The 25176-nt window shown below is 39.5% G+C and carries 20 protein-coding genes; 11 read left to right on the top strand and 9 right to left on the bottom strand.

Annotated features, from left to right (window positions below):
- Positions 1-8436 carry an SIALI-17 repeat-containing surface protein gene (locus tag I1J71_RS07155; protein WP_195184246.1) on the top strand — a complete coding sequence of 2812 codons (8436 nt, stop codon included), beginning with the start codon at positions 1-3 and terminating at the stop codon, positions 8434-8436.
- Between the two features lie 145 nt (positions 8437-8581).
- Here the strand turns inward: I1J71_RS07155 and I1J71_RS07150 are convergent, their stop codons facing one another.
- The gene (locus I1J71_RS07150) at positions 8582-8983 is read right to left on the bottom strand and encodes a DUF6556 family protein (protein WP_195184245.1); all 402 of its coding nucleotides are present in this window, start codon (positions 8981-8983) and stop codon (positions 8582-8584) included.
- A 136-nt stretch (positions 8984-9119) separates the two neighbouring features.
- Here I1J71_RS07150 and I1J71_RS07145 point away from each other — a divergent pair, with 136 nt between their 5' ends.
- From I1J71_RS07145 to I1J71_RS07100, 10 genes are all read left to right on the top strand, one after another.
- Positions 9120-10262 carry a cysteine desulfurase family protein gene (locus I1J71_RS07145; RefSeq protein ID WP_195184244.1) on the top strand — a complete coding sequence of 381 codons (1143 nt, stop codon included), beginning with the start codon at positions 9120-9122 and terminating at the stop codon, positions 10260-10262.
- Positions 10263-10270: 8 nt separating this feature from the next.
- Entirely contained in the window at positions 10271-11485 is a 1215-nt protein-coding gene (gene thiI / locus I1J71_RS07140) for a tRNA uracil 4-sulfurtransferase ThiI (RefSeq protein ID WP_195184243.1), read from the top strand.
- 135 nt (positions 11486-11620) lie between these two features.
- A complete protein-coding gene (locus tag I1J71_RS07135) occupies positions 11621-12445 on the top strand; it encodes an alpha/beta hydrolase (protein WP_195184242.1) in 825 nt (274 codons plus the stop codon).
- A 21-nt stretch (positions 12446-12466) separates the two neighbouring features.
- A complete protein-coding gene (locus tag I1J71_RS07130; RefSeq protein ID WP_195184241.1) occupies positions 12467-13207 on the top strand; it encodes an esterase family protein in 741 nt (246 codons plus the stop codon).
- A gap of 12 nt (positions 13208-13219) precedes the next feature.
- The gene (locus I1J71_RS07125) at positions 13220-14386 is read left to right on the top strand and encodes an ATP-grasp domain-containing protein (protein ID WP_195184240.1); all 1167 of its coding nucleotides are present in this window, start codon (positions 13220-13222) and stop codon (positions 14384-14386) included.
- A 157-nt stretch (positions 14387-14543) separates the two neighbouring features.
- A complete protein-coding gene (gene gla / locus I1J71_RS07120; RefSeq protein ID WP_195184239.1) occupies positions 14544-15449 on the top strand; it encodes an aquaglyceroporin Gla in 906 nt (301 codons plus the stop codon).
- A gap of 166 nt (positions 15450-15615) precedes the next feature.
- A complete protein-coding gene (locus tag I1J71_RS07115; protein WP_195184238.1) occupies positions 15616-16149 on the top strand; it encodes a YutD family protein in 534 nt (177 codons plus the stop codon).
- Between the two features lie 16 nt (positions 16150-16165).
- Positions 16166-17251 (top strand): 23S rRNA (adenine(2503)-C(2))-methyltransferase RlmN, encoded by a 1086-nt coding sequence (gene rlmN / locus I1J71_RS07110; protein ID WP_195184237.1) that lies wholly within the window; start codon positions 16166-16168, stop codon positions 17249-17251.
- Position 17252: 1 nt separating this feature from the next.
- Positions 17253-17726, top strand: coding sequence for a VanZ family protein (locus tag I1J71_RS07105; protein ID WP_195184236.1), 474 nt, complete (start codon positions 17253-17255; stop codon positions 17724-17726).
- A 1-nt stretch (position 17727) separates the two neighbouring features.
- A complete protein-coding gene (locus I1J71_RS07100; RefSeq protein WP_074324219.1) occupies positions 17728-19269 on the top strand; it encodes an ABC-F family ATP-binding cassette domain-containing protein in 1542 nt (513 codons plus the stop codon).
- A gap of 100 nt (positions 19270-19369) precedes the next feature.
- On the opposite strand, the gene I1J71_RS07095 is transcribed toward I1J71_RS07100, so the two are convergent.
- The 8 genes from I1J71_RS07095 to I1J71_RS07060 all read right to left on the bottom strand — a co-directional run bounded on the left by I1J71_RS07095 (position 19370) and on the right by I1J71_RS07060 (position 24836).
- Positions 19370-20665: a hypothetical protein gene (locus tag I1J71_RS07095; RefSeq protein ID WP_195184235.1), complete on the bottom strand. Its 1296-nt coding sequence runs from the start codon at positions 20663-20665 to the stop codon at positions 19370-19372.
- A 110-nt stretch (positions 20666-20775) separates the two neighbouring features.
- Complete coding sequence (locus tag I1J71_RS07090) at positions 20776-21015, bottom strand: zinc-ribbon domain-containing protein (RefSeq protein WP_195184234.1); 240 nt, start codon at positions 21013-21015, stop codon at positions 20776-20778.
- A gap of 27 nt (positions 21016-21042) precedes the next feature.
- On the bottom strand, positions 21043-21849 hold the full coding sequence (locus I1J71_RS07085) for a peptidylprolyl isomerase (protein ID WP_195184233.1): 807 nt from the start codon (positions 21847-21849) through the stop codon (positions 21043-21045).
- A gap of 53 nt (positions 21850-21902) precedes the next feature.
- Positions 21903-22733: an HAD family hydrolase gene (locus I1J71_RS07080; protein ID WP_195184232.1), complete on the bottom strand. Its 831-nt coding sequence runs from the start codon at positions 22731-22733 to the stop codon at positions 21903-21905.
- Positions 22734-22749: 16 nt separating this feature from the next.
- Entirely contained in the window at positions 22750-23493 is a 744-nt protein-coding gene (locus I1J71_RS07075) for a DeoR/GlpR family DNA-binding transcription regulator (protein ID WP_195184231.1), read from the bottom strand.
- 112 nt (positions 23494-23605) lie between these two features.
- Positions 23606-23752 (bottom strand): hypothetical protein, encoded by a 147-nt coding sequence (locus tag I1J71_RS08635; protein ID WP_229026676.1) that lies wholly within the window; start codon positions 23750-23752, stop codon positions 23606-23608.
- 260 nt (positions 23753-24012) lie between these two features.
- Positions 24013-24237, bottom strand: a complete 225-nt coding sequence (locus tag I1J71_RS07065) for a helix-turn-helix transcriptional regulator (RefSeq protein WP_006145803.1) — start codon at positions 24235-24237, stop codon at positions 24013-24015.
- A 2-nt stretch (positions 24238-24239) separates the two neighbouring features.
- On the bottom strand, positions 24240-24836 hold the full coding sequence (locus I1J71_RS07060) for a DUF3796 domain-containing protein (protein ID WP_195184230.1): 597 nt from the start codon (positions 24834-24836) through the stop codon (positions 24240-24242).
- Positions 24837-25176: the final 340 nt, after the last annotated feature.

Genomic DNA, 25176 nt, shown 5'->3' with positions numbered 1-25176 from the left:
ATGGGAAAACATTTTTTTGAGAGACGGTGTCATTACAGTATACGTAAGTTTGCAATGGGCGCTGCTTCTGTCATGATTGGTGCAAGCATTTTTGGTGCTGGTATGGTTCAAGCAGCAGAAACAGAAGGGCCTGCAGAGACAGAAGGAACAGTAACACAGGTTCAGCCCCTGGATAAGTTACCAGCGGATATAGCAGCAGCTATTGAAAAAGCTGAATCAGCAAAACCAACTGATCCTACTGAAACGAATCCGACTGATGCGGAAGCTCAGCCTGAAAATACTGGAGAAGTAGCTCCAAAACCAGCAGAAACTCCAGTTCCTAAGGAAGAAGCAACACCAAAACTAGCTGAGACTCCAAAAGAAGAAGTAGCTCCAGCAGCAAAACCAGCTGAGAAGCCAGTGACTAAAGATTTGGTTGAAACTCCAGATGTCAATCATTTGGAAAAGGCTACTGCGACAGCATCAAACCATGAAGCCAACACACCATTTACAGCTGAGAAGGCGATTGATGGAAATCCAGATACTCGTTGGGCAACTGACCGTGATGTTGTGAAACCAACAATCGAATTTAAGCTTGAAAAGACAACCTTAATCAAGCATGTGGAAATCGATTGGGACCGTCGTGTTCGTGGCGAGCAAAATGATCCAAACATCAAATCTTGGAATCTCTATTATGCAGGTCAAGACGAAGTCAATGGATCAGGTCATGGAGAATGGAAGTTGGCTCATCAACGAACAGGAACTCCGGTTCTAGATGAAAAAGTTGACTTAAAAGAAGCCGTTCAAGCTAAGTATCTTAAACTTGAAATTACAGATTATCAAGCCGGTACTATGCAATGGAAAAATGTGGGTATTCAAGAAATTCGTGCCTACTCAAATATTCCAGACACCAGCAAACCAACAGATATTCGTCAAGTTACAGAAATTACTGTTGCTGAAGATGGAAAATCACTTGTATTGCCTAAATTGCCTGGTCAAGTTAGTTTGATTGGAAGCAACAAGCAAGGAGTTGTTGACCTAAATAATAAAATCTATACACCATTGACAGACCAACATGTCAAAGTGATGATCCAACAAACCAATGATAACCATACCTTCAGAAAAGAATTTGAAGTTGTCATTAAAGGCTTGCATGCTGATGAAGGCGTTGGAACCAAACCTGCAGTTGCCCCAGCAGTTCAACAATGGTACGGCACTGAAGGTAAAACTTCTATTACTTCTGAAACTGTCATTTCCGTTGGGAATTCTGGGTTTGACAAGGAAGCTAAGTTCTACCAAACTGACCTTGAAAATCGTGGTTTAGAAGTTGCAACTGGTGGTCAAGAAGCACAAAATCGCATTGAGTTTAAAAAGGTTGAAGACAAGGGCTATGGCAAAGAAGGCTATGGTATCACCATTAAAGATGGCGTTATCACAGTAGAAGCTGCAACAAATGCAGGTGCCTTCTATGCAACCCGTACTCTCCTTCAGATGGGAGAAAAAGACTTACAGAACGGTGAAATCCGCGACTTCCCAAGCTTTAGCCACCGTGGCTTTATGCTAGATACAGGTCGTAAGTTTATTCCTTATGATACGCTTGTAGATATCATGCTTAACATGGCTTACTACAAGATGAACGATCTTCAATTGCACTTGAATGACAACTATATCTTCCTAGATAAACATGTGGAAGGTAAACATCTCAGTCAAAAAGAAGAACTGGATTATGTTCTTAAAAATGCCAAAACAGGTTTCCGTGTAGAAACGGATGTTGTTGGTAAAAATGGTGAAAAATTAACATCAAAAGAACATTACACAAAGGAAGAAATGCAACAGATCATTAGCCTGGCTAAAGACTTGCATATCAACCTTGTACCTGAAATTGACACACCTGGTCACGCCTTGTCCTTTGTCAAGGTTCGTCCAGACTTGATGTATCAAGGACGACTTAGTGCTAACAAGCATAATGTAGAGCGTGTAGCGATGCTAGACTTGGATAACAAGTACGAAGAAACTCTCGCTTTTGTTAAATCTGTTTACGACAAGTTACTGGTTGGTGAAAATGCACCTCTTCGTGGCGTTTCAACAGTTCATATCGGAACTGATGAGTACTACGGCAGTAGAGAAAGCTATCGTCGCTACGTCAACGATATGATTCAGTACATCAAAGGAAAAGGTTATACACCTCGTATTTGGGGCTCACTTAGTGCTAAGCCTGGCACAACGCCAGTTGATTGGAATGGAGTAGAAGTTGATATCTGGAGTATTGGTTGGCAACGTCCAGCGGCTGCAATTGCTCAGGGTGCCAAGATTATCAATATCACAGATATTCCAACCTATAGTGTCCCAAGCGGAAGCAACATTCAAGGTGGTTATGGCGATTATGCAAACTATGAAACTCAATACAATCGCTGGACACCAAATGACTTCTCAACAGGTGGAGGACCACGCCTAGAAGCATCTAATCCAAATATCATCGGTGGTGGTCATGCAGTTTGGAATGATAACATTGACCTCCATGAAACAGGACTTACTTCTTACGATATCTTTAAACGTTTCTTCAAGAGTATGCAATCAACTGCAGAACGCACTTGGGGTTCAGATCGTGCAGCTAAGACCTATGCAGACCGTATCCAACCAACAAGTGTTTATGCACCACAATCTAATCCAGATAAGACCGTTGCTGAAGAAGATTTGTTCAAGATTAATCCTGAGACTGTCAAAGATTATCTTGCTAAGAAAGTACAGAAGACTGAAGCAGGTTTGAACTTCGAAAAAGATAGCACTATCGAAGGCCTAGTTGGTGATGCTGGTCCTAGTCATGTTTTGAAATTGGATGTGACAGTGACTGGTGATGGAGAGCAGGTCTTCTCTACAAGTGGGGACAACCAACTTTATCTTGCAGACAAGGATGGCTACTTAGCTTATAAATTTGAACAATTCCATATTCAATTTGACAAGAAGCTAGAGAAGAATAAACGTTATCAAATCTCTGTTGTTACGAAACCACAAAAAACAGAAGTTTATGTAGATGGCGAAAAGGTTGAGCGTATTGCAAATCCAGCACATCCTCGCTTGGCTCACAATAGCTTGGTACTTCCACTTGAAACAATCGGTGGCTTCCAAGGAATCTTGCATAGTGCAGAGTTGTCGAATGAAGCATTTGTAAACCCACGTTTAATCCCAACAGATCACTTCACAGTTTCTGCAACTAGTCAGGAAACACCAGGAACAGAGACTGAAGGACCAGTAGAAAAAGCTTTCGACAATGATCCAAATACCTTCTGGCATTCTAAATGGACTGGAGACCGTGCTCCTTATACCGTTGCTATGAATTTGAACGCTCCTGAAAAAGTCAATGGTTTGACTTATCTTCCACGTCCAGGTGGTGGTAACGGAGTCGTGACCTCTTATGAAATCTATGCTCAAAAAGATGGTCAAATGGTTAAGGTTGCTTCAGGAACTTGGGAAAATAATACTAAAGAAAAAACTGTTAATTTTGCAGCAGTTGAAACTAATAAGGTAGAATTTAAAGTTCTGTCAGGTGTCGCAGGATTTGGTAGTGCTGCAGAAATCCAACTACTTAAGCCACTTTCTGATAGTGAAACAGAAGAACCAGTTGTTCCAGAAAAACCGGTAACTCCTGAGAAACCGGTGACTCCAGAACAACCAAGAGTTGAAGAGGTGGGTGATGGTACAACTGAACTTGCTGATAGCTTTGTAGCTACAAAACCAGCCAGTGATGATGCGATTGCTGCTGCGGCACAAAGTCAAGACTATCTCAAGAAAGAATACAAGGTATTCCCAACACCACAAAAAGTCACTTATGGTGAAGGTGTCACTAAACTTCAAAAACAAGTGAATCTTGTCATGGGTAATCAGCTAGATATTTATACTCGCAACCGCTTGAAGAGTGTTCTACAAGATCATCAAATCTCTTACACAAGCAGTCAAGCTGCAGTAGCAGGTGCTACAAATATCTATCTTGGTGTTCATGGTCAACATTCACAGGCTGAAAAAGAAATATCTGGTATTTCTCAAGGACTCTTTGATAAGATTGATGCTTATGCTTTGTCAATTAAGAACAACACAATCTCTATCGTCGGTAAAGATACAGATGCTGTCTTCTATGGATTGACGACTCTTAAACACATGCTTAATGAAAGTGAAGCTCCAGTTTTACGTAATGTAACTGTTGAAGACTACGCTGAAATTAAGAATCGTGGTTTTATCGAAGGTTACTATGGAAATCCATGGAGCAATGCTGATCGTGCTGAATTGATGCGCTATGGTGGTGACTTGAAGTTGACTCAATACTTCTTTGCACCAAAAGACGATCCATACCACAACAAGAAATGGCGTGAACTCTATCCAGAAGAAAAATTAGCTGAAATCCGTGAATTGGCGCGTGTTGGAAACCAAAACAAGACTCGCTATGTTTGGACCATCCACCCATTCATGAACAACCGTATTCGTTTTGGTAATGACACTGACTACCAAAAAGACCTTGAAACCATTAAGGCTAAATTCACTCAATTGATGGATGTCGGTGTTCGTGAGTTCGGTATTTTAGCCGATGATGCTCCAAGTCCAGTTGGTGGCTACAATAGCTACAACCGCTTGATGAAGGACATGACAGATTGGTTGACTGAAAAACAAGCAACTTATGTTGGCCTTCGTAAGGAAATGATTTTTGTCCCAGGTCAGTATTGGGGTAATGGTCGTGAAGATGAGTTGAAATCTCTAAATGAAAATCTTCCAACTTCAACTTCTATGACCCTTACTGGTGGTAAGATTTGGGGTGAAGTATCTGAAAGCTTCCTTTCAAACCTTAAGAATAATCTGACTGCAGGAGGTAAGACCTACCGCCCAGTTTCTCTATGGGTTAACTGGCCTGTTACAGATAACTCTAAACAACACTTGATTTTGGGTGGCGGTGAGAAATTCCTTCATCCAAATGTGGACCCAAGCCTCCTTTCAGGTATCATGTTGAACCCAATGCAACAATCTGAGCCATCGAAGATTGCTCTCTTCTCAGCAGCTCAGTATGCATGGAAACAATGGAAATCTGAAGACGAGGCTAAGAAAGTAAATGATATCGCCTTCAACTTTGTTGAGACTGGTAAGTTTACTGACAGTGAAACATCTGTTGCCTTCCGTGAACTTGGTAAACATATGATCAACCAAAACATGGATGGTCGTGTTGTGAAATTGGAAGAGTCTGTTGAACTCGCACCAAAATTGGCGGCCTTCATGTCTAAGTTGAAAGCTGGTCAAGATGTCAATGCAGAGCGTCAAGAATTGCGTGCAGAATTTGCTAAACTAAAAGCTGCAGCACAACTTTATAAAGCATCTGGTGACGAAAAGATGCGTGCTCAAATCCACTATTGGTTGGATAATACAATTGACCAAATGGATGCTTTGAGTGCTTTCCTAGATGGATCAGAAGCTATTGAAAACAATGATTCTGCTAGACTTTGGGATAGCTATTACAAGGGCTTGAAACTTTATGAGCAATCACAAACTTATACTTTCCATTATGTAGACCATGATGAAAGAGCTGAGTTGGGTGTACAACATATCCGTCCATTCTTGCTTGGTCTTCGTGAAGTATTGGCAACTGAAGTTCAAAAAGCCCTACACCCAGACCAAGTAATCAGCACCTTTATTACAAACCGTACAGGTGTAGAGGGTGGACTTGCTGAAGTCACTGACGGAGATTTAGGAACACATGCCCTTATCAAATCACCAAACAGCATCCAAACTGGTGACTATATTGGTTTGAAATTTAATAAAGCTGTTCCAATTCAAAACTTGACATTTGCAATGGGAACTCAAGCAAATCCACGCGATACCTTTAACAATGCTAAGGTTGAATACCTCAATGAAAATGATGAGTGGGTAACACTTTCAGAACCAAGCTACACTGGTAATGAGCCTCTTCTTAAATTTGAAAATCTCAATATCAATGCCAAAGCTGTTCGAATGATTGCAACTTCTGATCGTGAGAACACTTGGTTTGCTGTGCGAGAAATTGCTGTTAATCGTCCTGTAGAAGTAAGTCGTCCTAAACAGACAGCTACAGTGACTATCAGTCCAAATCTCATGTACAAGTACAACACGACAGTTGCTCAGATTACAGATGGTCGTGATAATACTGAAGCTATGCTTGCAAATGCTGATCGCACGGATACAACTCCTGTAGATGGTTGGGTACAACTAGACATGGGCGAAGTCAAACCTGTAACTAAGGTTCGTCTCGTTCAAGGTTCAGGAGATAAGTTAGCAGAAGGTGTCCTTGAGTATTCTACAGATGGAAATTCATGGCAAGAATTGGATCGTTTGACAGGTGAACAAACCAAAGAAATTGAAACTCCAATTTCAGCACGTTACATCCGTGTTCGTAATACCAAGAATATCAATCTATGGTGGCGTATCGCTGACTTCTCAGTTGAAACACGTGCAGGCAATAGCGAGATGACAGATACTAATGTTGAAAGCTTGAAATCAACTCCAGTATATGACAGTCTCGGTCGTTATGACCTGCAAATTCCAAGTGGAACTAAGCTTCCAGCTCATAGCTACTTGGGTATGAAACTTGATCGTCTTCACCAGGCAGAGAGCATTCAGGCTATTGGTATTGGAAATCCAGCCCTTGACTTGGAATTCTCTCCAAATGCACAAGAATGGTATCCAGCTAGTCAAGTAACAGATAAGTCCTTGGTACGTTATGCTCGTTTGGTTAATAAGACTGACCAAGAACAAGCAGTGACCGCAACATCTCTACTTGTTAAGACAAAAGAAGTGGAACCAACTAAACTTGATTCTACATCTATGGGAATTGATGCCTATTATGGTGCTAATGATGTTCGCAAGATCAAGAATTTGGATCAGTTGTTTGATGGTGTTTACAATAACTTTGTAGAGTTCTCTGATTATGCACGTAAAGATGGTCACATTACCTTGAAACTTGGTAGCGAACGTGAAATCAAGAAGATTAGAGCTTATATCCAAGATGGTACGAAGAACTATCTTCGTGATGGTAAGATTCAGGTTAGCCAAGACGGCAAGACTTGGACTGACGTTGTGACAGTTGGTGATGGCCTTGCAAATGACATGCATGATGATTCATTGACAGATGGATGGACACATGATTCTAAGATGCCTGGAAATCGCTACATCGAGGGTGAACTTGCAAGTCCAGTGAAAGCCAATTATCTACGTGTTCTCTTTACTGCTAATTACGACGCTCGTTTTGTCGGATTTACTGAATTAGTCATCAATGATGGCGAATTTGTGAAACCTATCAACGACCCAACGGTTCAAGGAAATGGTGGAGAAAGTAGAGGCAACCTTTACACTAATCTTGTAGATGGCAAAGTCTTGACAAGCTATAAGGCTGAGAAAGACCAAGGTGAGTTGGTTTACCACTTATCAGAACCAACAGATGCTAACCATATCCGACTTGTTTCTAGTCTTCCTCAAGGAGTAGTGGCTCGCGTACTGGCTCGCACTCTGAAAACAGACAGAGACGGTACTTGGACAGATTTGGGCGCAATTACCTCAAGCTTCCAAACATTTGCAGTGAGAGATAAAGATCCGTTACTTGATGTTAAACTCATTTGGGAAGGTGGTAAGCCAGAGTTCTATGAAATGACTACTTACTACCAAGAACTTTCAGAAGAACCTGAGCAACCAACTCCAGATCCAGAACCAACTCCAGATCCGAAACCAACACCGGATCCAGAGCCAACTCCAGATCCAAAACCAACTCCAGATCCAGAGCCAACTCCAGATCCAAAACCAACTCCAGATCCAGAGCCAACTCCAGATCCAAAACCAACTCCAGATCCAGAGCCAACTCCAGATCCGAAACCAACTCCAGAACCAGAGCCAACTCCAGATCCGAAACCAACTCCAGATCCAGAGCCAACTCCAGATCCGAAACCAACACCGGATCCAGAACCAACTCCTGAACCTGAAGTCCTTTCTAGTAAAGGAGATCAACAACCACCAGTAGTTGAAATTCCAGAATTCAAGGGTGGAGTTAATGCTGCAGAAGCGGCTGTTTATGACATTCCAGAGTTCAAAGGTGGCGTTAATTGGGTTGAAGCGGACAAGAATGAGCTCCCAGAATTCAAGGGTGGCGTCAATTGGGTTGAAGCGGACAAGAATGAGCTTCCAGAGTTCAAGGGAGGCGTTAATTGGGTTGAAGCAGCTAAGAATGAGGTTCCAGAATACAAAGAACCTGTTTCAGATCCAGCTATAACAATTGCGAATCACAAGCCAGCTCAAATTTCAACAAACCAAAAACAAGAACAACCACAGGCACCAGCAACTGAAGCCAAAGCTCAACTTCCAGCGACTGGTGAGCAAGATTCAGTAGGTTTAGCATTCCTAGCTAGTCTTGGATTGGTTCTCTCTGCAACCTTTATCAAAAAAGGGAAAGAAGACTAAGTACGAATCTTCATTCGATGCAGAATATCTTGTTTTAAAAAAGAAAAACCAGGGACATTAGTTCCTGGTTTTTTTGTGATAAAAATGAAATGAAAAACTAGCAAATAAAAACACCAACGAAGTAACCGTTGGCGTTGAGCAATGTTTAGGATGCTCCGTTATTAGCGCTAACTCCTGCTTCAGTAGTTGGAGTATTTGATGAAGAATCAGATTGCTCATTTTTCTGAGAATTGTCATCTGATTTTGTATCTTCCTTCTTGCTAGGTGTTTGAACTTCTTCTTTTTGAGTTGTTTCTTGATTATTAGACTGACTTTGTGCAGGTGCATTGGATTCAGCGGGAGCTTCCTTTTGAACTTCCTTGATAATGGTTGTTTGTGTAGTCGTATCTTTATGATCCTTGTTTTTATCTAAAGCATTCATGATAGTGATACTAGCTGTAATCAAACCAAGGATACTGGCTAAAGTTGCAATTGTTTTTTGAAAGACGGTAAAGCCTTTTTTGATATGTTCAGTTTTAGGTTTTGATTTTCTGCGATAGTTAGACATAATTTCTCTCCTTTACCATGATTCATTATACCCAAAATCTTTAAAAAAAACTTAAATGAACCTAAACGGCATTTCTTGTCGCCTGAACTGTTTCGTGTTACAATAGAAGGAGTGATTTTAGAAAGCGTGAGAAACCATGATTTACTTTGATAATTCGGCAACGACCAAGCCTTATCCTGAAGTACTTGAAACTTACATGCAGGTATCTGCAAAAATTATTGGAAATCCTTCTAGTCTGCATCGTTTGGGTGATCAGTCTACCAGAATTTTAGAAGCTTCTCGTCAGCAGATTGCAGATTTAATTGGTAAGAAAAGCGAAGAAGTATTCTTTACCTCTGGTGGTACCGAAGGAGATAACTGGGTTATCAAAGGTGTCGCTTTTGAAAAAGCTCAGTTTGGTAAACACATCATCGTGTCAGAAATTGAGCATCCAGCGGTTAAGGAGTCTGCTCTTTGGCTTCAGACTCAAGGATTTGAGGTGGATTTTGCACCAGTAGATGAAAAAGGATTTGTAGATGTAGCTGCTTTAGAAAATCTACTTCGTCCTGATACAACGCTAGTCTCTATCATGGCAGTCAACAATGAAATTGGCTCAATCCAACCTATTCAAGCGATCTCAGAACTATTAGCAGATAAACCAACGATTTCCTTCCATGTTGATGCTGTTCAAGCTTTAGCTAAGATTCCGACAGAAAAGTATTTGACTGACCGAGTGGATTTTGCGACCTTCTCTAGTCATAAATTCCACGGAGTTCGTGGTGTTGGATTTGTCTATATCAAGTCTGGCAAGAAAATCACCCCCCTATTAACTGGTGGTGGCCAAGAGCGTGACTATCGTTCAACTACTGAGAATGTAGCAGGAATTGCAGCGACAGCCAAGGCTCTGCGTCTAGCCATGGAAAAACTGGATTTGTTTACAAGCAAAACAAGTCAGATGAAGGCAGTCATCCGTAAAGCTCTACTCGAATATCCAGATATTTTTGTTTTCTCAGGTGAGGAAGACTTTGCTCCTCATATTCTGACCTTTGGGATTAAGGGTGTCCGTGGTGAAGTCATCGTTCACGCATTTGAAGACTATGATATTTTCATTTCCACAACCTCTGCTTGCTCGTCCAAGGCAGGAAAACCTGCTGGTACCTTGATTGCCATGGGGGTTGAAAAAGATAAGGCTCAGTCAGCAGTACGCGTCAGCCTAGACCTAGAAAATGACATGAGTCAAGTTGAGCAATTTTTGACCAAACTAAAATTAATTTACAATCAAACTAGAAAAGTAAGATAGGAGCATTCATGCAATATTCAGAAATTATGATTCGCTATGGGGAACTTTCAACCAAAGGTAAAAACCGTATGCGTTTCATCAATAAACTACGTAATAATATCTCAGATGTTTTATCTATCTATTCTCAAGTCAAGGTAACTGCTGATCGCGACCGTGCCCATGCTTATCTTAATGGAGCCGACTATGCAGCAGTAGCTGAATCTCTCAAACAGGTTTTCGGGATTCAAAACTTTTCTCCAGTATATAAGGTTGAAAAATCTGTAGAAGTACTTAAGTCTGCTGTCCAAGATATTATGAAAGATATCTACAAGGAAGGGATGACCTTTAAAATCTCAAGCAAGCGTAGTGACCATAACTTTGAGTTAGACAGTCGTGAGTTGAATCAAACGCTTGGTGGAGCTGTATTTGAAGCCATTCCAAATGTGCAAGCACAAATGAAAAGTCCTGACATTAATCTGCAAGTGGAGATTCGTGAGGAAGCGGCCTACCTTTCTTATGAAACGATTCGTGGTGCGGGTGGTTTGCCAGTTGGAACTTCTGGGAAAGGCATGCTTATGTTGTCAGGGGGAATTGATTCGCCAGTAGCTGGTTACCTAGCCCTGAAACGTGGGGTGGATATCGAGGCTGTTCACTTTGCTAGCCCTCCATACACAAGTCCAGGTGCCCTCAAGAAAGCTCAGGATTTGACCCGTAAATTGACTAAATTTGGTGGCAATATCCAGTTTATCGAAGTACCATTTACTGAGATTCAAGAAGAAATCAAGGCTAAAGCGCCAGAAGCCTATCTGATGACCCTGACTCGTCGCTTTATGATGCGCATTACAGACCGTATCCGTGAGGTACGAAATGGTTTGGTCATCATCAATGGTGAAAGTCTTGGTCAGGTGGCAAGCCAAACCCTTGAAAGTATGCAAGCCATCAATGCTGTCACAAATACGCCAATCATTCGTCCAGTTGTAACTATGGACAAGCTAGAAATCATTGATATTGCTCAGGAAATTGATACCTTTGAAATTTCCATCCAGCCATTTGAAGACTGTTGTACGATTTTTGCACCTGAACGTCCCAAAACAAATCCAAAGATTAAGAATGCGGAGCAGTATGAAACACGTATGGACGTTGAAGGATTAGTTGAGCGAGCAGTAGCAGGAATTATGATTACTGAAATTACCCCTCAAGCTGAGAAGGATGCGGTTGATGAGTTGATTGATGATCTCCTTTAATCAGAAAAACCAGAGGAAATGATAAAATAAGTAAAAAAAGTTAGTTTATTGTCCTAAATTTGGACGGAAACTGACTTTTTTTCTATTTTTATGATATAATTAGGTAAAATTTTGAATATAGAGAGTTTTCTGACAATGAATCAATCCTACTTTTACCTAAAAATGCGAGAGCATAAACTCAAGGTTCCATACACAGGCAAGGAGCGCCGTGTACGTGTTCTCCTCCCGAAAAATTACGAGAAAGACACGGATCGAACTTATCCGGTTGTCTATTTCCATGATGGTCAAAATGTCTTTTACAGTAAAGAATCTTATGTCGGTCATTCATGGAAGATCATTCCTACCATTAAACGGAATCCAGATATCAGCCGTATGATTGTAGTGGCCATAGATAATGATGGTCTAGGACGGATGAATGAGTATGCTGCATGGAAATTCCAAGAGTCTAATATTCCCGGTCAACAGTTTGGTGGAAAGGGAGTCGAGTACGCTGAGTTTGTCATGGAAGTGGTCAAACCCTTTATTGATGAAAACTATCGTACAAAATCAGACCGCAAGCATACTGCTATGGTTGGTTCTTCTCTAGGCGGCAACATTACCCAGTTTATTGGCTTGGAGTATCAGGATCAGATTGGGTGTTTGGGAGTGTTCTCATCAGCCAACTGGCTTCACCAAGAGGCCTTTGATCGCTATATGGAGCGTAAAAAACTATTACCTGATCAACGAGTCTTTATCTATGTTGGGACGGAAGAAGCAGATGACACGGATAAGACCCTCATGGCTGGTAATATTAAGCAGGCCTATATTGACTCTTCTCTTCGCTATTATCATGATTTGATAGCAGGAGGAGTTGAGTTGGAAAATCTCTCACTCAAGGTTCAAGCCGGGGCTATCCACCATGAAGTGCCATGGTCAGAAAATCTTCCAGCTTGCTTACGCTTTTTTGCAGAAAATTGGTAAATAGTATAAAGGAGACAGGATATGCATATTGAACATCTAAGCCACTGGAGTGGTCATCTTAACCGTGAAATGTATGTCAATCGATACGGACATGGAGGCATCCCAGTTGTTGTCTTTGCTTCCTCAGGTGGTAGCCACAATGAGTACTATGATTTTGGAATGATTGATGCTTGTGCATCCTTTATTGATGAAGGTAGCGTGCAGTTCTTTACCCTTTCAAGTGTAGATAGTGAGAGCTGGCTTGCGACTTGGAAAAATGGGCATGATCAAGCTGAGATGCACCGTGCCTATGAACGATATGTGATTGAAGAAGCTATTCCTTTTATCAAGCACAAGACAGGCTGGTTTGATGGTATGATGACAACAGGATGCTCTATGGGAGCTTACCATGCACTTAACTTTTTCCTTCAGCATCCAGATGTCTTTACCAAGGTAATTGCCCTCAGTGGTGTCTACGATGCTCGTTTCTTTGTTGGAGATTACTACAACGATGATGCTATCTATCAAAATTCACCAGTAGACTATATCTGGAATCAAAATGATGGTTGGTTTATTGATCGTTACCGTCAGGCTGAGATTGTGATTTGTACTGGACTAGGTGCTTGGGAACAGGATGGCCTTCCTTCTTACTACAAGTTAAAAGAAGCCTTTGACCAAAAACAAATTCCTGCCTGGTTTGCAGAATGGGGGCACGATGTTGCCCATGACTGGGAATGGTGGCGCAAACAAATGCCTTATTTCCTCGGTCATATGAGTCTATAAAAGGAGTTGCTTATGAATTATCTTGTAATTTCACCCTATTACCCACAAAATTTTCAGCAATTTAGTATTGAGCTAGCCAATAAAGGCATCACAGTTCTAGGGATTGGGCAAGAACCCTACGAACAACTAGATGAACCATTGCGCAATAGCTTGACGGAGTACTTCCGAGTTGATAATCTTGAAAATATCGATGAGGTTAAACGAGCAGTTGCCTTTCTTTTCTATAAGCATGGTCCAATTGACCGCATTGAATCACACAATGAATACTGGCTAGAGTTGGATGCTGCCCTTCGTGAACAGTTTCATGTCTTTGGTGCCAAACCAGAAGATCTCAAGAAGACTAAGTTTAAGTCTGAAATGAAGAAACTCTTCAAAAAAGCGGGAGTACCAGTCGTTCCAGGAGTTGTCATTGAAACAGAAGCAGATGTTGACAAAGCTGTGAAAGAAATCGGTCTTCCCATGATTGCAAAACCTGACAATGGAGTAGGTGCGGCAGCAACCTTCAAACTTGAAACAGAAGATGATGTAAACCATTTTAAGGCTGAATGGGACCATTCAACCGTGTATTTCTTTGAAAAATTTGTTACCTCTAGTGAAATCTGTACCTTCGATGGTTTGGTAGATAGAGATGGAAATATTGTCTTTTCAACTACCTTTGACTATGCACATACACCCCTTGATCTCATGATTTACAAGATGGACAATTCTTATTATGTTCTTAAAGATATGGATCCAAAATTGCGTAAATATGGTGAGGCTATTGTCAAGGAATTTGGTATGAAAGAACGTTTCTTCCATATCGAGTTCTTCCGTGAGGGTGATGATTATATTGCCATTGAGTACAATAACCGTCCAGCGGGTGGCTTTACTATTGATGTCTATAACTATGCGCATTCCTTGGATTTGTACAAGGGCTATGCAGCTATCGTTGCAGGTGAAGCATTCCCAGAGTCTCCGTTTGAAACTCAGTATTGCTTGGCAACATCCCGTCGCGCCAATGCTAACTATGTTTATTCAGAAGAAGACTTGCTCGCTAAATATGGTCAGCAGTTCAAAGTAAAGAAAATCATGCCAGCAGCCTTTGCTGAATTGCAAGGAGACTATCTCTATATGCTTACGACACCAAGTCGTGAGGAAATGGAGCAGATGATTAAGGACTTTGGTCAGCGTCAAGAATAATCGAAATTAGGACTTAACAAACTCTCTTTGCTAAGTCTTTTTTTAAAGCCCTAAATAAAAGCGTTTTCCATAGGATTCTTTTAGAAAATCTGTTGCTAAAAGCCTTAAAAATTGATAGAATAGGGATTGTCAAAAAAATATTAAGGAGAATCTATCAATGGATTTCACATGGGCAGTCAAATATGCCACTGAATTTTTGGGAACAGCAATCTTGATTATCTTGGGTAATGGTGCAGTTGCCAACGTTGAACTTAAAGGTACGAAAGGTCACCAAAGTGGCTGGCTCGTTATCGCTGTTGGTTACGGTATGGGGGTTATGATCCCTGCCTTGATGTTTGGTAACGTTTCTGGTAACCACATCAACCCAGCCTTCACACTTGGTCTTGCTGTTAGCGGACTTTTCCCTTGGTCACAAGTAGCTCAATACATCATCGCTCAAGTTTTGGGAGCAATCTTTGGACAAGCCTTGGTTGTTGCAGCTCACCGTCCATACTACTTGAAGACAGAAAACCCAAACAACATCTTGGGAACTTTCTCAACAATTTCAAGTATCGACCACGGAACAAAAGAATCACGCTTTGCAGCTTCAGTTAACGGTTTTATCAACGAGTTCGTTGGTTCATTCGTACTTTTCTTTGCAGCACTTGGTATGACAAAGAACTTCTTTGGTGCTGAATTGCTTTCTAAAGCTCAAGGAATGATTAATGATCAAGTTGCACAAGCGACTGCTCAAGGTCAAACAATTCCTCAAGAACAAGTTACTGCAGCTCTTGAACAAGCAAAAACTCAAGTAGCTCCGTTCTTGTCACCAGGTCTTGCTGTTGCACACTTGGCTCTTGGTTTCCTTGTAATGGCCTTGGTTACTTCACTAGGTGGACCAACAGGTCCAGGTTTGAACCCAGCTCGTGACTTTGGACCACGTCTTCTTCACGCAGTACTTCCAAAATCAATCCTTGGTGAACACAAGGGTGATTCAAAATGGTGGTATGCTTGGGTACCAGTAGTTGCACCGATTGCAGCTGGTATTGCCGCAGTAGCACTCTTCAAATTACTTTACATGTAATCATTAAAAAACTGGGAATTCCCAGTTTTTTCTTTTTTAAAAATGAAAGGATCCTCAACCAATTAATACTTAAATCGTCAGACTTTTTTTATTTTAAAACTAAAAGTGAAAATATGGCAAAAATATGGTAAAATAGAGTATTAAGTAAACGTTAAAAAGGAATATTATGCGTAAAGAGATTGCACCTGAATTATATAATTACAATAAATTCCCTGGTCCTGAATTTCATCTATCTGGTGATAAAGTCGAAGCTGAAGGGTTTACCTTTACTTTGGTTGAAAATAGCAAGGATGCTTTTGATGCAACAGCATTTACTCAACGCTTTTCGGAAGTTTTAAACAAGTATGATTATATTGTAGGAGACTGGAGCAATGAGCAGCTACGCTTACGTGGTTTCTACAAAAATGAGAGAGCTGAAGAGTCTCTCGAGAAAATCAGTCGTTTACAAGATTACCTACTTGAGTATTGCAGTTATGGTTGTGCCTATTTTGTCCTAGAAAATGAAACTCCAAAACGAGCACCGTTTGACCAAAAAATGCGCAAGAAAGAAGAAGAGAAAGACAACCGTAAAGGGAAAAAGTCTTCTCAAAATAAGAAAAAAAATCATACGGACAAGAGAAATAGACGTCGCCGTAAAGAACAGAAACCTCAGAATGAAGAAAAGGGACAACGTCATTTCGTCATCCGTAAGAAAGACTAGAAAATAAGGAGAAAAGATGAAATCGTCGATTTATAGTTTAACTCGTCAAGGAATGCAAGAATGGGTCTTAGAGCAAGGAGAAAAGAAATTCCGAGCAGATCAAATCTGGGAATGGCTTTACCGTAAACGTGTTCAGACATTTGAAGAAATGACTAACTTGTCTAAGGATTTGATTGCCAAACTCAACGAGCAGTTTGTAGTCAATCCCTTGAAACAACGTATCGTTCAAGAGTCAGCCGATGGTACTGTGAAGTACCTCTTTGAGTTGCCAGACGGTATGTTGATTGAGACGGTGCTTATGCGCCAACACTACGGTTTATCAGTCTGTGTCACTACTCAGGTAGGATGTAATATCGGTTGTACCTTCTGTGCGTCAGGTTTGATCAAGAAGCAACGGGACCTCAATAACGGGGAAATTGTGGCTCAAATTATGCTTGTTCAAAAATATTTTGACGAACGTGGACAAGATGAACGTGTTAGCCATATCGTTGTTATGGGTATTGGAGAACCATTTGATAACTACAATAATGTTTTGAACTTTATCCGTACCATCAATGACGATAAGGGAATGGCAATTGGTGCTCGTCATATCACCGTATCAACCTCTGGCTTGGCTCATAAGATTCGTGAATTTGCCAATGAAGGAGTACAGGTTAACCTTGCTGTTTCTCTTCATGCTCCAAACAATGAACTGCGTTCAAGCATTATGAAGATTAACCGTGCCTTTCCAATTGAAAAACTCTTTGCAGCGATTGAGTATTACATCGAGACAACCAACCGCCGTGTAACTTTTGAGTATATCATGCTAAATGAAGTCAATGATGGAGTTGAACAAGCGCTTGAGTTGGCAGAATTGCTGAAAAACATTAAGAAATTGTCATATGTCAATTTGATTCCTTACAACCCAGTTAGTGAACATGACCAGTATAGCCGAAGTCCTAAAGAGCGCGTGATGGCTTTCTATGATACCCTTAAGAAAAAAGGAATCAACTGTGTCGTTCGTCAGGAACACGGAACTGATATCGATGCAGCATGTGGACAATTGCGTTCAAATACCATGAAGCGTGACCGCCAAAAAGCAGTAGCTGAAGTAAATCCATAAGATGAAACGAAAAAAATTACTAAGCTTGGGAGTTGTGCTATACAGTCTTTGTATCGTCTGTTTTTGCTTTACTCCCCAGCCTCAACTTCCTACAGGAGTGGAAACTCCAGGTATTCAAACTATTGGACGCCTGGTTTTTCTTTTGACGCCTTTTAACTCTTTGTGGAACATGGGAGAAGTAACCAGCCCTATACAACTGTTTTGGATTTTTTTGCAAAACGCCTTAAATGTCCTCTTGCTCTTCCCTTTAATTTTCCAGCTTCTCTATCTCATCCCTAGTCTAAGAAAAACGAAGAGAGTGATTTTGTTAAGCTTTTTATTGAGCTTGGGAATCGAGTGCACACAGCTAGTTTTAGACTTTTTCTTTGATTTTAATCGGGTATTTGAGATTGATGATTTATGGACCAACACTTTGGGTGGTTACTTGGCTTGGGTCCTTTATAAACTACTACATAAAAACAAGATAAGGAATTAAAATGAGTATCTTAGAAGTTAAGAATTTGAGTCACGGTTTTGGTGACCGTGCGATTTTTGAAGACGTATCCTTCCGTCTCCTCAAGGGGGAACATATCGGACTAGTCGGTGCTAACGGTGAAGGAAAATCAACCTTTATGAGCATCGTAACTGGTAAGTTGGTGCCTGACGAAGGTAAGGTAGAGTGGTCCAAATATGTGACAGCAGGTTATCTGGACCAGCATGCCGTGCTCAAAGAGGGTCAAACTGTGCGTGACGTTTTGCGTACAGCCTTTGACGAATTATTCAAAGCTGAAGCTCGGATTAATGACCTTTATATGGAAATGGCAGAAGAGGGCGCTGATATTGATGCCCTAATGGAAGAAGTCGGCGAACTTCAGGACCGTTTGGAAAGCCGTGATTTCTATACCTTGGATGCCAAGATTGACGAAGTTGCTCGTGCTCTTGGTGTTATGGATTATGGTATGGATACAGACGTAACAGCCTTGTCAGGTGGACAAAGAACCAAGGTACTCTTGGCTAAACTCCTCCTTGAAAAGCCAGATATCCTACTTCTTGATGAGCCAACCAACTATCTAGATGCAGAGCATATTGACTGGCTCAAGCGCTATCTCCAGAACTATGAAAATGCCTTTGTTCTTATCTCTCACGATATTCCTTTCCTAAACGATGTGATCAATATCGTCTACCATGTGGAAAATCAACAGTTGACACGTTATTCAGGAGATTACTACCAGTTCCAAGAAGTCTATGCCATGAAGAAATCGCAGCTGGAAGCAGCCTATGAACGTCAACAGAAGGAAATTGCTGACCTCAAGGATTTCGTAGCCCGTAATAAGGCGCGTGTCGCAACTCGTAACATGGCCATGTCTCGCCAGAAGAAATTGGATAAGATGGACATTATCGAGCTTCAAAGTGAAAAACCAAAGCCATCCTTTGATTTTAAACCAGCTCGTACACCTGGACGCTTCATCTTCCAAGCCAAAGACTTGCAGATTGGTTACGACCGCCCACTTACAAAACCCTTAAATCTTACCTTTGAGCGCAATCAAAAGGTTGCCATTATTGGTGCCAATGGTATCGGGAAAACAACCCTCTTGAAGTCTCTTTTGGGTATTATCCCGCCAATTGCTGGGGAAGTTGAACGTGGTGATTACCTAGAACTCGGCTACTTTGAACAAGAGGTGGAAGGTGGCAATCGCCAGACACCTTTAGAAGCAGTTTGGAATGCCTTTCCAGCTCTCAACCAAGCAGAAGTTCGTGCAGCCCTTGCCCGCTGTGGTTTGACAACGAAGCATATCGAAAGCCAGATTCAAGTTCTATCAGGTGGAGAACAAGCCAAGGTTCGTTTCTGTCTCTTGATGAATCGTGAGAACAATGTCCTTGTTCTAGACGAGCCTACCAACCACTTGGATGTTGATGCCAAGGACGAACTCAAACGTGCTTTGAAAGAATATAAAGGCTCAATCCTTATGGTCTGCCACGAACCAGACTTCTATGAAGGCTGGATGGATCAAATCTGGGACTTCAATGAGCTAACATAAATAGTTAAAAAAATCCAAGTCAACGAGACTTGGATTTTTTATGAGGGTTATAAATAGTAGAAATCGTACTGCTATCAACTTGTTTTAGTATCAATAATAACTAATTCGTTTGATTTCCCACGATTTCATCCTCTTCAAAGTGTCCCACACCATCTTCAACAACAAATGGGCAGGTAACTACAACTTTCTTCTGTATTCCATTTTCATAATAACAATTTATGTTATAAATTCCATCGGAAAATGAGTTTTTTGGTAAAGATAAGATTTTTTCCTTTAAGGTATCCACAGGACTACCATTTTCTACCTTGATTTTCGAAAGGTCGAAATCAAAATCGAGAGTAAGACCTTTGTTTTTCATGAGATCTTTTGTTGTAATATTATAAAAACCAGCTGCGTCAGAATCCCCTTTTTCTCGATTGCTGACAGCCTGCTTAATCATTGCAATATAGTAGTTTTCTATAGGATATTTTCTAAATTCAAAACTAGAAGCAATTTTTCCTGGTGTATCAAAAAGCTTATTTATTTTGTCAGCAGTAGCATTTTTGATACTATCTTCTTCTTGTTGTAGATTTGGTCTTTCTTGGTTTACATCTAGCAAGAAACTGAATTCGTCTTGTTTGACAGTGTGAAACAGTGCCTTTTCTTTGTCATTAAGAAGTGTTTCGAGATCTGTTCCTGAAGGAAGAAAGAAATTTGATAAGTGTTCTCCATTCATTTTATGAATTTTTGCGTAAATATTTTCTTTTAAAATAGTTCCATCAGATAAATTTTCTGTATATGTTAGCTCGTAGACTGTTCCGTTAAATGCTTCAATCTCTCTGTGTTTATCAACTAACTCAACCTTTCCCTTAAGCCCAAGTGATTGAAATTCTTCAGCGAAAGAAGGAGTAGTATTTTTAATAGAAGAGGAAGTGGTTGTAATCAGTCCTAGGCAAGTGTATAAAATTACCGTAACTCCAAAGATAAAACCAAGTATGGCCAAAGTATCTTTCCCTTGTCCTAACTTTATCGTCTGATAAATACCGATAAGGAGAATGATAGAGTACACAATACTGGCACAAACTATTAGTGGATAATTATCAAGGAAATTAAGTGGAGCCGCCCCCTTAAAACCTATTATTTGCATGAAAAATCCAATTGTAGCTAGAACTAACTGTATTGTACATGTTTTTTGAATCAACTCATTATCTTCAAAGGAGGCTTTTAATTTTGAAATATCTCTAAAAATAAAAATATTTCCTAGCACTATTCCAGCATATGATGCGAAAAATGCCGGCCACAAGATTATAAAAGCAAAACCTCCGGAATCATAAGTAATCGAATAAACGACATTAAAGATTAAATACGAAAATAAGAGTAAACCAAGCCGGAATAGGTTTAGTTTATAAGGTTTCATAGGAGAACCTCCTCGTTACTATTGACTAAATTATATCATATTTGGAACAAAAAGAGAGCGTTTACATGGAAGTGTAATTTAAAAAAGATAGGCCCTGTGACCTATCTTTTTTAATAGTTGAGATATTGTTCAACCTCAGACTTTTGAATTTCTTTTCCATAGTGACAAATCGGGCAAGAAACGAAATAGGTTTTACCGTAAGGAAAGAGTGGAATCCAGTAAAGAGTGAACTTGCGTCCATATTCCGTAATTTCCCAAGTACCGACATTGTTACAGTGTCCACACTCAATAGTAGTTCGAGTGTGTCCTAGCACTTTTTGATAGCCTTTTGAGCCCCAGAATAGAATCATTTTATAGTCTCCTTAAATCTAATGATTTTATTGCTTACTGAAATCGTAGTCTTTAACAATTTCGATACTGTCGATGGTAATAGCAGTAGTTGGTTTATCTTTTTCGTCTTTTTCAGCCTTGGCAATTTTATCTACTACATCTATCCCATCAATAACTTGACCAAAGACTGGGTGTTTTCCATCTAAAGTTGGATTTCCACCTTCTTTGTAGGCTTCGATAATTTTCTTAGGATAGCTACTTGTTGGAAGTTTAGCAGAATAATCTGTTGTACTTTGGTTGATGAAGAATTGGCTACCATTTGAGTTTGGTTGACCAGTATTGGCCATAGATAGGGAACCACGGATATTATAGAGATATGGGGAGATTTCGTTTTTAAAACCTGTTCCCTTGTCTTTTGTTTGATCCTTACCGTGCCAGATAGATTCACCACCTGTACCATCACCTTTCGGATCTCCTGTTTGTATCATAAATCCATCAATTACACGGTGGAAAGTAACACCATTGTAGTAGCCTTCTTTAGCATGAGTCAAGAAGTTTTCTACCGCAAGAGGGGCTAACTTTGGAAAAAGTTTGATACGAATATCACCTAGACTTGTGTGAAGAATAACTTCAGCTTCATCGTCTGCAACTTCTTTAGAAAGTTGGGGGAAATTAGCATTTTCATTGGTTAAAGCGTCTTTGAAATCTTTTTCTGCTTGAGTAGCGGTTTTAGAACTTTCTTCAGTAGCAATTTTAGAATCTACGTAATCATCACCACGAAGAGCGCGTTGGATGCTTGTACATCCACCAAGGGCAAAGGTAGAAATGAGTAGTAGTGTAGCTAATTTTTTCATGTTAATCCTCTCAAAAATCATTTTTTCCATTGTACCCTAAAAAGAAGAGGATTTCAAATATTCAATTGTGATGATTCCGATAGTACATACAATTTTATGGCCTTACTTACACCATTTTGATCATTAGAATCTGTTACTGTATTTGCGCAAGTTTTGACATCTGTAGGTGCGTTTCCCATTGCAACACCAAGTCCAGCAGTCTCAATCATTGGAATATCATTATAATTATCTCCAATAGTCATAATTTCAGAAAGTGAAAGTTGATAATACTTGGCTAATTCTAATAAAGCTTGTTTTTTGGATACTTGATTATGTGTAACTTCTAGATAGTTATCTTTAGAGAGATAGAAGTTGGTTTGAGGGAAATCTATTGAAGATAAGGTTTTTTGAAGTTTCTGTATGGTATCCGTATTATCTATCAGCAAAAGTTTATGAACAAGAGTTTTCTCGTCTTTTATAAAATCTGCTAAAGATGTAACTTTTGGACTTTCTCCAGTAATAGTTGCTTCGATTTCTACCCACTCATCAATTGTATTCACAAGCCAATCTTTTCCGGAGTAAACATTGATAGAAACTGTCGGGAATTCTTTTTTTAAAAAATCATGTAGTAAGAGTAATTCCTTTTTATTAATAGTATGCTGACTTAGGATTTTATCTCCTGAACTGATGAGTGCTCCATTATAGCAGGCAATGGGACATTCGGTGACGCCAAGCTCTTTAGAAATTGGCGCTATACCGAGAGGAGATCTAGCAGAAGCTAAAACAAAAGGAATATCACATTGTTTTAAAAGTGGCATCAGTTCTATCAAATGAGAATCTAATTGGTGATTTTTATCCAAAATAGTACCGTCAATATCACTCATGATTAACTTTATTACTGACATATTTTTCTCCTTTTTATTAAAATAGAATAGTTGTTTTGCCATCTAAAGATTGTTGAATTTCTAAGTCGGGTTCCTTGTCTGTAATCCAATAATCAAAATCAGTAAGTTCGGAAAGAATATAATGAGAGTGTTTGTTTATTTTGCTAGTTTCAGCTAACAAGACGCGAATTTTACTAGTTTTAAATGCTCTTTTTTTCATGAGAACATCTTCTTGATCCTCAAAGCTAACTTGTCCGTCTGAAAGACTAGCTGCACCAAAAAATGCTATGTCAAATTTAATTCCCTTTAAAGTGTTGGATTCTTCTAATGAATAATAAAAACGATTCTGTCTATGAAATTTTCCACCGAGAATATGAAAATCGACATTTTCATTATTTCCTAAGATAATTGCGTTATCTAATGAATGACTGAAAATAGTAACTTTTTTATCTATAATTTTTGCTAACTCAAGTATAGTGGTTGAAACATCAAAGAATATCAGTTGTGAATCGGAAATGAGTTCATTGGCTAAGTGAGCGATTTTTTCTTTTTCTTTATTAGATTTAGCTGCTCGTCCTTGAAAATCAAGAATGATTTGTTTTTTTATTGGCAACAAACCTCCGTGAGTTCGTTGCGCTCGCTTTTCCTTTGCAAGAATGGAAAAATCTCTCCGGATAGTATCCTTGGATACTTGGAAATAGTCAACCATTTCTCTTGCCGATAGACTTCCTCTATCTTCTAAAAGTTTTATGATTTCTTCTAATCTTTGTGCTTGGTACATAGGAATTCCTCCTTTTTTTAATACTATACTCTTTTTATAAGTATTTGTCAATAATTGTAATGATTTGTAAGTGTTTTAAAAAATTACAAAAAAATCAACCAGTATTGGTTGATTAAAGATTCTTTTTAGGATGGCGGTCAATGATTGCCTGATGGTCTTTGAGCGCTTGTTCCCCTTTAGGGGTCAGTTTATAGCCACGGATGGAGAAACACTGGGATAATTCTTCTTCTGAAAAATGGTCATGAAATGCTTGATTCAAGTCGGCAGCCTTCATCTTAGAAAGTCCGGCAACCCCCTTCTTTTTAAGGATATTCTTTTTTGTAGTGGCATTTAGATGGTCAAGCGAGTCAAAGGCGGTTTCGATAGTAGCATATCCTTTTTCAACAAGCGTATCTAAATGTTTTGGGATATCAATGCCATAAGAATTACTATATTTTAAAAGAGAACATTTTCAAAGGATTTTTCTTTTGGCTCAATTTCTAATTAATCATTGAACTTAATGCTAGGTCTCGAAAAGAATTATGTTTCCTCTTTCTGTCTGAGTTCAAAGAGGTCTTCTACTTTCAAATCAAAAACTTGAGCAATTTTAAGAGCCATTTCCAGCGAAGGATTGTAGCGGTTATTTTCCAAGTGAAGAATTGTCTCGCGTCGCATGCCGATGAGGTCGGCTAACTCCTGCTGGGTCATGCCTGTGGACTCACGAATAGATTTGAGGTTAGTAATAATCTTGCTTTCTTTGGCCATGCTTATCCTCTCCGTTCCAAGATAAAATAGACAACCGCAAAGATGAAAATCAAGGTAGCTATGCTAATAAAGATCTGGCCCATGTAAAGAGTGAGGGACCCCATATACCCAATGATAACTGCTAGGATTATCAGTGCGCCTAGTATAAAAACAAACATCAAGCTAGCTGCCTTGGCTAAATTAGCATAAAAGCGTTCGTCTGGAGTTTCCTTGACATTTTTCAAACAGAAAAAACCAAATACAATCACTTCAATAACGAGGCCAATTCCCAAAATCCATTCTTTAATACCAGAACTTTCGCTTGGGGTCGCAACCCAAATCCCTACTGTATAAAAAATGCTTGCTGCAAACAAAAGTATCGTGTAAAGCTTAGCAGACAAGTCAAAAATAGTCTTCCCCTTACCTTTCTGAATCTTATGAGGCCATGGTTTCATATGTAGCCAACTCCAAATAGCTATAATTTGACCTAACACTGAAATACCAACAATAACTAACTTGGGTCCCCAACTAAGATTAGAACCAAATAAAACAATAAAATCAATAAAGAGAGCTACGGCAATCATTGCAATGAGGCCACGCATTTTTTGACTTTTTTTCATGATAGACTCCTTTTTTTTGTGTTATAAATATATCACACTTAAATTTATGTTATAAATATATCACACTTAAATTTAGAAAGCAAGAATTTATGTGTCAATGAGGAAATTATTTGAAAAATTTTTTAATTAAAGACCTCGCTAGTCAAACAACTAAAGAATTCTTTGAAGCAATGTTTGGATAGTTTCGTTAATAGTATTTGATGATAAAGAATTTTTGGAAAATCTAGATACTGTATGAATCTTTACTTTTTTCTTAGACTGTTATAAAGTCTGTCAGAATAAGCTTTGTAGGTGTAGAAGTTAATTTTTTCTTTCTAATTTATCCCTATTAGTCTAAAAA

It is taken from the genome of Streptococcus infantis (assembly GCF_015546995.1).
Lineage (GTDB): Bacteria > Bacillota > Bacilli > Lactobacillales > Streptococcaceae > Streptococcus > Streptococcus infantis_J.
Note: the sequence above shows the minus strand (reverse complement) of the source record. Positions and strands in the feature narration are given on the sequence as shown.

Bases quoted from the DNA above. Each gene is read 5' to 3' on its own strand.
- I1J71_RS07075 (WP_195184231.1), bottom strand. From the start codon at position 23,493: ATGTACCAAGCACAAAGATTAGAAGAAATCATAAAACTTTTAGAAGAT.
- I1J71_RS07100 (WP_074324219.1), top strand. From the start codon at position 17,728: ATGAGTATCTTAGAAGTTAAGAATTTGAGTCACGGTTTTGGTGACCGT.
- I1J71_RS07135 (WP_195184242.1), top strand. From the start codon at position 11,621: ATGAATCAATCCTACTTTTACCTAAAAATGCGAGAGCATAAACTCAAG.
- I1J71_RS07125 (WP_195184240.1), top strand. From the start codon at position 13,220: ATGAATTATCTTGTAATTTCACCCTATTACCCACAAAATTTTCAGCAA.
- I1J71_RS07095 (WP_195184235.1), bottom strand. From the start codon at position 20,665: ATGAAACCTTATAAACTAAACCTATTCCGGCTTGGTTTACTCTTATTT.
- I1J71_RS07080 (WP_195184232.1), bottom strand. From the start codon at position 22,733: ATGTCAGTAATAAAGTTAATCATGAGTGATATTGACGGTACTATTTTG.
- I1J71_RS07065 (WP_006145803.1), bottom strand. From the start codon at position 24,237: ATGGCCAAAGAAAGCAAGATTATTACTAACCTCAAATCTATTCGTGAG.
- I1J71_RS07145 (WP_195184244.1), top strand. From the start codon at position 9,120: ATGATTTACTTTGATAATTCGGCAACGACCAAGCCTTATCCTGAAGTA.
- thiI (WP_195184243.1), top strand. From the start codon at position 10,271: ATGCAATATTCAGAAATTATGATTCGCTATGGGGAACTTTCAACCAAA.
- I1J71_RS07155 (WP_195184246.1), top strand. From the start codon at position 1: ATGGGAAAACATTTTTTTGAGAGACGGTGTCATTACAGTATACGTAAG.
- I1J71_RS07150 (WP_195184245.1), bottom strand. From the start codon at position 8,983: ATGTCTAACTATCGCAGAAAATCAAAACCTAAAACTGAACATATCAAA.
- I1J71_RS07090 (WP_195184234.1), bottom strand. From the start codon at position 21,015: ATGATTCTATTCTGGGGCTCAAAAGGCTATCAAAAAGTGCTAGGACAC.
- I1J71_RS07115 (WP_195184238.1), top strand. From the start codon at position 15,616: ATGCGTAAAGAGATTGCACCTGAATTATATAATTACAATAAATTCCCT.
- I1J71_RS07085 (WP_195184233.1), bottom strand. From the start codon at position 21,849: ATGAAAAAATTAGCTACACTACTACTCATTTCTACCTTTGCCCTTGGT.
- gla (WP_195184239.1), top strand. From the start codon at position 14,544: ATGGATTTCACATGGGCAGTCAAATATGCCACTGAATTTTTGGGAACA.
- rlmN (WP_195184237.1), top strand. From the start codon at position 16,166: ATGAAATCGTCGATTTATAGTTTAACTCGTCAAGGAATGCAAGAATGG.
- I1J71_RS07060 (WP_195184230.1), bottom strand. From the start codon at position 24,836: ATGAAAAAAAGTCAAAAAATGCGTGGCCTCATTGCAATGATTGCCGTA.
- I1J71_RS07105 (WP_195184236.1), top strand. From the start codon at position 17,253: ATGAAACGAAAAAAATTACTAAGCTTGGGAGTTGTGCTATACAGTCTT.
- I1J71_RS07130 (WP_195184241.1), top strand. From the start codon at position 12,467: ATGCATATTGAACATCTAAGCCACTGGAGTGGTCATCTTAACCGTGAA.